Source organism: uncultured Campylobacter sp. (assembly GCF_905371695.1).
In the GTDB taxonomy this organism is placed as follows: Bacteria; Campylobacterota; Campylobacteria; order Campylobacterales; family Campylobacteraceae; genus Campylobacter_A.
In genome coordinates this window covers 1-2,875 of record NZ_CAJPMA010000138.1, presented here as the reverse complement: position 1 = coordinate 2,875, position 2,875 = coordinate 1, and the positions used below count along the sequence as shown (strand labels likewise).

Annotated in this window: 2 protein-coding genes; both read left to right on the top strand. The window is 48.2% G+C overall.

The window, feature by feature from the left end:
* On the top strand, window positions 1-1,889 hold a 1,889-nt coding region (locus QZ147_RS08950), incomplete at its 5' end, for a M15 family metallopeptidase (RefSeq protein ID WP_295149497.1).
* Window positions 1,890-1,892: 3 nt separating this feature from the next.
* Window positions 1,893-2,875 (top strand): AAA family ATPase (locus QZ147_RS08945; protein ID WP_295149494.1); only part of this gene is annotated, 983 nt, incomplete at its 3' end.

The window sequence follows — 2,875 nt, the reverse complement described above, 5'->3', positions numbered from 1 at the left end:
CGTTTGATTATTTGCAGCTTTCTACGCTTAGCATCGCTCAGCCGCTTTTCGTTTCGCACTTTTCGCTAGACCGCGCCTGGGCGTTCGTAAGCGACGATACGACCTGGGGCTGGGTAAAGGCGGAGGATTTACGAATTTTAAGCGAGCGCGAGGCGCAGGCGTTTAAAGAGCAAAAATTTCTAACCGTAAAAAGCGACAAAACGCCCGTTTACGACGGCAGGGGGAATTTTATTTTTTACGCTCGCGTCGGAGCGATTTTGGGATATTTGGGCGAAAACGAAAAGGAATTTTACGGGCAAATTTACACCCGCTCGGGGCTAAAAAGCTATAAAATTTCAAAGTCCGTAGCCGCGCGTTTTCCGCTAAAATTTAACGACGAAAATTTCCGCGAGGTCGCAAATACTCTACTAAATCAGCCCTACGGCTGGGGCGGAGAGGGGGATATGCGCGACTGCTCGCTGTTTACGAAGGATTTTTTAGCGGGGTTTGGTCTGTGGCTACCGCGCAACTCCAAAGCGCAAGCTAATATGGGCGAGAAAATTTCGCTTAAAGGGCTAAGCGAGCGCGAAAAACTAAAAATCATAAAAGAGCGCGGCGTGCCGTATATGACGCTAGTTTATTTGCCCGGACACATCATGCTCTACGTCGGCGCGCGCGGAGAGGATCTGCTCGTAATGCACGACGCGTGGGGCATTAAAACTAACGGCGGCGGTCGCGCGATCATCGGCGGAACGGCGATTACTACGCTAAAAATCGGCGCGGGTAGGGCGGACGTGGACGAAAAATCCTTGCTAATCTCAAAAATCGATTCCATAAACGTTTTAAAAGCGCCGCCTTTGCAAGAGCAAAATCCTCATGCTGCGCAGGATGAAAATTTAAAGGCGCTAGGCGCGTTTTTGCAGGTATTTTTGCGAAATCTCGTTCCTTTCGAGCGCAAAATTTTAGATTTACGCGGTATGAGCGAGCCGTTCGCGGGTTCGCTTAAAGGTCGCGCGAGATTTGCGGAGGCTAAAATTCCCGTAACGGGCGACGAAGCCGGTAGCGCGGCGAGCGACGCGGCGTTAGATTTTAGCGCGAACGACGATAAAAACGCGGGCGAACAGGTGCTAGACGTATCTCGCACGACGCCAAGCGCCCAAGCGCCAGTAATTGCCGAGCAAAATTCTACCAAAAGAGACGTAAGAAGCGACCTGAGCGAAAATTCGCGCGAGGGCGACGATTTTGCCCGAAAGGTAGCGCGGTTTGAAAGAGCTTACGGCGTGAAAGTGCGGGATAATTTAGCGGTGTTTCCCGACGGCTCGCGCGTGAAATTTGATAGCGGCGCGCCCAATAACGACGAATGCTCGCTAAACGAGGCGAGCCCCAAAGATATGATTGCCTTTGATTACGCCGCGTTTTCGGAAATTTTAGAGCCTAAAACGGACGTCGGCAGATGCCGCAGCTACGAGTTTTTAAGTAAAATTTATGGCGGTAGCGAGAGCGAAGTAAAGAAAAATTTGGAAATCGTTTCATGGCTGCCGCAGACGCTAAATTTAAAGCTAAAATTTAACTCTAAAAACGGCGCGGCGCAGGCGCTAAAAAACGTAAGCCGCGAATTAGACGAGCTGGTAAGGCGAGACCCTAAAATGCTGGAATTTTTAAAAAATCCCGGCGGCACGTTTAAGTGGCGCGTAATCGCTGGTACGAACCGCCTAAGCGCGCATAGCTACGCCGTCGCGGTGGATATTAACGTAGAAAAGAGCCGTTACTGGCGGTGGAACAAGAGATACGAAAATCTAATCCCGCGCGAAATCGTAGAAATTTTCGAGCGAAATAAATTTATCTGGGGCGGGCGATGGCGGCATTTCGATACGATGCATTTCGAGTATAGGCCGGAGTTTTTCGAGTAAAAGATGCTAGGGCAAATTTTAGAAATTTTAAAGCGCGATAACGTCTTTTTAACCGGCGGCGGCGGCGTAGGCAAAAGCTACCTTACGCAAGCGATTATCAGACATTACAGAAGCGAGCTTAAAAACGTCGTCGTGCTAGGCAGCACGGGTATTAGCGCCGTCGGAGTAGGGGGCGTGAGCGTGCATAGCTTTTTTAAATTCGGTATTTGTAAAAATTACGAGGAGCTGCGGGCTTTTGATAGAAGGCAACGCGGAAAAATCAGTCAGTTAAAAACGATGCTTGATAGCTGCGATTTGCTCGTAATAGACGAAATTTCAATGATTAGCGCGGATTTAATAGAGATGATTAGATTTAGGCTTTTAGGATCTAAATTTAAAGGCCGCGTGCTAGTGGTCGGCGACTTTTATCAGCTGCCGCCCGTGCAAAAAAGCGCGCCCGACCGGCAAGCGCTATTTAGCTTTACCTATGCGTTTAGCTCGCACGCGTGGAGCGAATTTAAATTTAAAAATATCGAGCTTTTAATATCAAAACGCACGCAAGATAGAAAATTTTACGAAATTTTATCTCGCCTTAGAGTAGGCGAGCTAACGCAAGAAGTGGCAGATTACGTTCAAAATTTGCGCGTGCCTAGCGCGGAGCTGGGAGACGATACGAGCGTGCTTTTCGGGCGAAATTACGAAGCGGACGCGTTAAACGCCAGACGCCTTGCCGCGCTGCAAACTCCGCTTGAAACCTCGCGAGCGGAGGTTAAAATTTACGATGAAAATTTATCGGAGCGTTCGCTGATAAATTGGATAAATTCGTTAAATGCGCCTGAAATTTTAGATATGAAAATCGGTGCTAAAATAATTTTTACGACGAACAAATGGGGCGAGTATTATAACGGCGAACAGGGCAAAATCGCGCAAATTTTAAAAGATGGCGGCGAAATTTCAAGCGTAATAGTTCAAAAAGATAACGGCGAAATAATCGAAGTAGCCAGAAA